Origin of the sequence: Rhodopseudomonas sp. (assembly GCF_048594845.1) — a bacterium.
Taxonomy (GTDB): domain Bacteria; phylum Pseudomonadota; class Alphaproteobacteria; order Rhizobiales; family Xanthobacteraceae; genus Rhodopseudomonas.
This window is the reverse complement of sequence record NZ_JBMDXE010000235.1, coordinates 1-5,263: the sequence shown is the minus strand read 5'-3', so window position 1 is coordinate 5,263 and position 5,263 is coordinate 1. Positions and strand designations below refer to the sequence as shown.

The window sequence follows — 5,263 nt, the reverse complement described above, 5'->3', positions numbered from 1 at the left end:
GCTCTGCCACTTATCTTCCGCCAGCGTGCGGGCGAGATCGCGCGACAAGACCCGGCCGCGGCGCGCGCTGACATCGCGCAACAGCTCCGTCACCCGGGCGATCAGCCGCCCCTCGGTGCCGAGCACGTTGCGATCCAGCATCGCGATCTCCTGCTCCACCGCGGTGGTCGAGATGATCACGTCGGCATAGTCGCGCACGGCGGTCGCGGCGACAGGATCGAGAAGTCGAATCTCGCGCATCCGCTGCGCCGCTTCGCTGGCGCCGGACAGATCCCGCGCGAGCAGCGCCGCTGCGATCTTGCTGTGTTCGCTGTGCAGCGCCGCAGCCAGCGCGCGATCCTGCAGGCCGGTGACGACCGCCTCGAACGCATCCCGGAGCGGCGGAACGCTGGCCACCATTTCGGCCCGGCGCGGCATCAGGGCGGTGATCCGCTCCAAGCCGTCGCGATAATTGGCGAGGCGCGCGGTGACCCCGTCGATCATTTCCTGCTGATCGGCATCGATCTCGAGCCGCGTCTTCTTCAGCAGCTCGGTGAGTGCCGAAGCAGCTTCGAACACCTTGCCGGCAGGCTGGGCACTCGGCTCGCTGACCACCTGGCGCGCGGCGAAGCGCAGCTCGCTCATCCGGCGCTCGATCTCCTCGGCGAGATCACCGACGCTCTGCAGCCGCTGCAGTTCGCCAAACGTATTGTCGATATGGCGGATAGCGACGACGCTGCCGACGCTGGTCATGGTGATGATGGTCAGCAGCAGCAGGAAGCTGCCGAATGTCATCTGCCGGATCGAGAGCGTGCGCGACCTCACGCTCTGGATGAACGCTGAAATGGCGTTTGGCATATGGCGAAACCGCTGCTCCCGTCGGGCGACTATCCCACAAAGTCACCACAAGGGTACAGTGCCGGACCGCCAGCCACAACGTTCAGACGCGGTCCACCGATGACTGGCCGCCGGAGGACAAAATCCCTCCCGGAACGCGGATATAGTCTCCCGCCGCTGACGCGGCGGGAGACCGAGACCGCAGTTGCGGCTACTTCTTCGGCCGGATGGCGTCGGCCGTGCCCTGGATGAAGGCCTGGATCTTGACCACGTCGTCATCCGTCAGCTTGCCGGTGAAGTCCGGCATGCCCTTCTCGCGGAACGGCCCCTTGAACACGATCTGCTTGAGGTTGGCGATCTTGTCGGTCGTGCTGTAGCCGAGGTTCTTGACGTTGCCGCCGCGGTCGACGCCCGGCACGCCGTGGCAAGTGGCGCAGGCCGCAACATAGATCGCGGTGCCTTCCGGCACGTCCTTGGGATCGTACTGGACGCCCGTCAGCAGATTGCCCATCTGATACTTGGTGAAGGCCGGCATCGGCGCATTGCCACCGACCGCGAAGGTGTACACCGTGCCCGGCGCCTCCTGCTCGGTCGCGCGTGCGCTGATGCCGAACACGCCGCCCCAGCCCACCGCGATCGAGACGTATTGCACGCCGTCGACCATGTAGGTGGCCGGCGCCGCAACCGCGCCGGTGCCGAGCGGGCTTTCCCAGAGCTTCTCGCCGGTCTTGGCGTTGTAGGCGACCAGGCGGCCGTCAGCCGTGCCCTGGAACACCAGATTGCCCGCGGTGGTCAGCGTGCCGCCGTTCCAGGGCGAGACGTATTCGGCGCGCCAGGCCTCCTTCTGCTGGATCGGGTCCCAGGCGACGAGCCGGCCGAACGGCAGGTTCTTCGGCGGGGTGGCGTTCAGCGAGAAGCCGACGTTCCAGCCCGTGGTGCTGCCGAACTTGAACGGCTCCATCTTGTTATGGTTGAGCGCTTTCTCACCGGTGAGGTTCACAGGCACGCCCTGCGCCGGAAGGTACACCAGCCCGGTCTGCGGGTTGTACGACATCGGATGCCAGTTGTGCGCACCGTACGGCCCGGGGATCGCGTCGAACGGCTTGTCCGGAGAACGCGCCTCGGGATTCTCGATCGGCCGGCCGTTGGCGTCGTAGCCGGTCGCCCAATTCACATCGACGAAATTCTTCGCCGAGATGAACTTGCCGTTGGTGCGGTCGATCACGAAGAAGAAACCGTTTTTCGGAGCGTGCAGCACGACCTTGCGCGGCTGTCCGTCGATCGTGATGTCGGCCAGGATCATCGGCTGGGTCGACGTGTAGTCCCAGTTGTCGCCGGGCGTTTCCTGATAGTGCCAGATGTACTTTCCGGTGTCGGCGTTCAGCGCCACGATCGACGCGAGGTACAGATTGTCACCGCCCGCCGGGCTGCGCAGATGTCTGTTCCAGGGCGAGCCGTTGCCGGTGCCGATATAGACCATGTTGAGTTCGGGATCGAACGTGATGGTGTCCCACGGCGTGCCGCCGCCGCCATTGATCCACCATTTGCCGGCCGGATCCCAGGTCTTCGCCGCGGCCTCCATCGAGGCGTCCTCGAACGGCTTGGACGGATCGCCCGGCACCGTGAACCAGCGCCAGGCCTGGTTACCCGTCTCGGCGTCGTAAGCGGTGATGTAACCGCGCGCGCCGTATTCGGCACCACCATTGCCGATCAGCACCTTGCCGTTGAACACGCGGGGCGCACCGGTGATCGTGTAGGAGTGCTCGTGATCGACCAGCGTGTCCTTTTCCCACACCTTCTGACCGGTGGCCGCATCGAGCGCGACCAGACGCCCGTCATAGGCGCCGACGAACACCTTGCCCTTGTACAAAGCTACGCCGCGATTGACGACGTCGCAGCAGCCGCGATAGCCGTTCTCGCGCTTGACGCCGGGATCGAACGTCCAGAGTTTCTTACCGGTGCGGGTGTCGATCGCGTGCACGACGCTCCACGACGCGGTGACGTACATGATGCCGTCGACCACCAGCGGCGTCGCCTCGATGCCGCGCTCGGACTGCAGGTTGTAGCTCCACTTCAGGCCGAGCTGTTTGACGTTGTCGGTGTTGATCTGATTGAGCTTGCTGAACCGGGTCTCGGCGTAGTCGAGTCCGTAGCTCGGCCAGTCATTCGTCGTCTTGGCGTTCGCCACGATCGCTGCGCTGTCGATCGCGCCGGTGACGGAGCGGATGTGATCGGCCGAGCTCTTCGCGTCCTGTGCGAAAGCTGCGCCGTGAATCAGCAGCGCGGCCGCAAGGGCGGCGGCGCCGACCTTCAAGTCCCTCTGGAAAAATCGTGCGGACGAATGCGTGCGGAGGAATCGGTGCGCTGCCCGCGCCCGATCGGCAGGTCGTTTCATGCGTTCACTCCCTATGGCCTCTGACGGGCCTGACGAGAGTGTTGCGCGCGTTCTAGAATGCGTCAACTGACGAGACGCGTGCGATCGTCTATTTTGATACTACCGCCGCAGCGCAGCACGCCTCACGCTGCAATGCGACGTGCGTAGTAGCGCCGCGGAGAGAGTGCAATCAGCACTGGAGCAGGATTTCCACGATCCGCGAAACCGCACCGAAACGGAGCTAATTTCCGTTGAATTCGAACACTTCGCCATCGTAACCGGCCTCGGCCGGAATCGTCAGCGTGCGCTTGTCGCCGTCGCGGCCCATGATCGGCATCACCGTCACGACGTGCTGCCCGCGCGAAAAATCGAGCGCCTCCCGAACGCTCGGCTGCTTGCCGAGCCGGATCAGGTTGCGCGTGGTCGGAAACGGCAGGGTGAAGCGCCCGCTCTCGCCGCCGTCCAGAGCTTCCCGTGGCGACAGCCAGATCGAATCGGTCGATTCCTTGCCGTCGTGCATGCCGAGCTGCTCTGGCGGCGCTTCGGCGAGGAAGAACCAGGTATCGAACCGCTTCGGCAGCTTCTCCGGCGTGATCCAGTGCGCATAGGGCACCAGCAGGTCGAGCGCGAGCACGAGCTGGTTGGTCGCCAGGATCTCGGCGAAGGAGATTTTGCCTTCGCACAGCGCAGTGCGATGCGCGGCTTCGATTTCGCTCGCACGCGACGCCGCAACGAGTTGGTCGCTGCCGCGTGGCCGTGCCAGCAAAATGCCGCTCTCCTCGAAGGTCTCGCGGATGGCGGCAATCTGAAAGTCGAGCGAGGGCCCCTCGCCCGTCGCGGCGCTGGCGTAGAGTTCTGGCCGATCGATGATGTCGCGGTCACCGGCATCGACGCTCCCGCCCGGAAACACCAGCGCGCCTGATGCGAATTCGATCTGATAGTGCCGGACCATCATGAAGACGTCGAAGCCGTCGGCGCGGTCGCGCAGCAGCAGAATGGTGGATGCAGGACGTGCGACCGACGCTTCGTTCGACATGGGGTTACTCCGCGGCTTTGGCGCGTGGTTCGAGGTCCGCGCGCTTGTCGATCCGCGCGAGCCGTGACAGCAGATAGTCCACTTCCTCGCGCGCCGTGTCGGTCAGGGTCGAGCCCGGCTTCCGCTGCGCCGACGACGCAATGATGCCGCGCTTCTTCAGCACGTATTTGCGCACGGCGAGACCGACGCCCTGCTGCTGCTCGTAGCGGATCAGCGGCAGATGCGCGTCGAACAGGTTGTGCGCGAGATCGCGCTGGCCGGCCCGCGACAGCTTGACGACGTCGACCAGCATGTCCGGAAAGCAATAGCCAGTCATCGCGCCGTCGGCGCCGCGCTCCATCTCAAAATCGAGGAACAACCCGCCATTTCCGGTGAGGATCGACAGCGGCCGCAGCGAACCGTCCTTCTGGAACGCGCGCAGCTTGGTGATCTTCTCAAGACCCGGCCAATCCTCGTGCTTCAGCATCACGCAGGACGCATTGTCCATCACGATCTGCCGGATCACATTCGGCGTGATCACAACCGACAGTGTCAGCGGGTAGTCCTGCAGCACCCATGGAATGTCGTCACCAATCGCCTCGACGGCTTGCCGGAAATAGCCGGTGATCTGCTCGTCGGTGCGCAGGCTCGGCGGCGGCGCAATCATCACGCCCGCCGCGCCGGCTTCCATGGACGCCCGCGCCAGCGCGCGCATGGTCGCGAAGCCCGGCGCCGAGACGCCGACGATGACCTGCAGCGTCTTGGCCCGCTTGACGAAGCGCGTCGCCACCGCCTGCGCTTCGGCGGCATCGAGCTTCGGCGCCTCCCCTAGGATGCCGAGCACAGTCATGCCCTCGCAGCCGACCTCGGCATAGAAATCCGTCAGCCGGTCGATCGAAGCCTCGTCGATCCGGCCGTCGTCGTGAAACGGAGTCGGTGCGATAGCGAACGTGCCGGCGGCGTCGGGGGTCAGCTTCATACGATGTGCCTTTGGTCAGTCTGGGTGCGCACTGGATAGCATCATCGTTCAGGAAAATCCCGTGTCCCGGACGAGGTAC

Annotated in this window: 3 protein-coding genes and 1 pseudogene; all 4 read right to left on the bottom strand. The window is 64.9% G+C overall.

Features of this window, described 5'->3' with window-relative positions; translation table 11 throughout:
* Positions 1-837 (bottom strand): annotated as a pseudogene (locus tag ACOJTD_RS15195) (histidine kinase); the annotation flags it as partial.
* A gap of 190 nt (positions 838-1,027) precedes the next feature.
* A complete protein-coding gene (locus tag ACOJTD_RS15190) occupies positions 1,028-3,211 on the bottom strand; it encodes a PQQ-dependent dehydrogenase, methanol/ethanol family (RefSeq protein WP_420133730.1) in 2,184 nt (727 codons plus the stop codon).
* 220 nt (positions 3,212-3,431) lie between these two features.
* The gene (locus tag ACOJTD_RS15185; protein WP_420133729.1) at positions 3,432-4,226 is read right to left on the bottom strand and encodes an NUDIX hydrolase; all 795 of its coding nucleotides are present in this window, start codon (positions 4,224-4,226) and stop codon (positions 3,432-3,434) included.
* Positions 4,227-4,230: 4 nt separating this feature from the next.
* Positions 4,231-5,184, bottom strand: coding sequence for a dihydrodipicolinate synthase family protein (locus ACOJTD_RS15180; RefSeq protein ID WP_420133728.1), 954 nt, complete (start codon positions 5,182-5,184; stop codon positions 4,231-4,233).
* Positions 5,185-5,263: the final 79 nt, after the last annotated feature.

Bases quoted from the DNA above. Each gene is read 5' to 3' on its own strand.
- ACOJTD_RS15180 (WP_420133728.1), bottom strand. From the start codon at position 5,184: ATGAAGCTGACCCCCGACGCCGCCGGCACGTTCGCTATCGCACCGACT.
- ACOJTD_RS15190 (WP_420133730.1), bottom strand. From the start codon at position 3,211: ATGAAACGACCTGCCGATCGGGCGCGGGCAGCGCACCGATTCCTCCGC.
- ACOJTD_RS15185 (WP_420133729.1), bottom strand. From the start codon at position 4,226: ATGTCGAACGAAGCGTCGGTCGCACGTCCTGCATCCACCATTCTGCTG.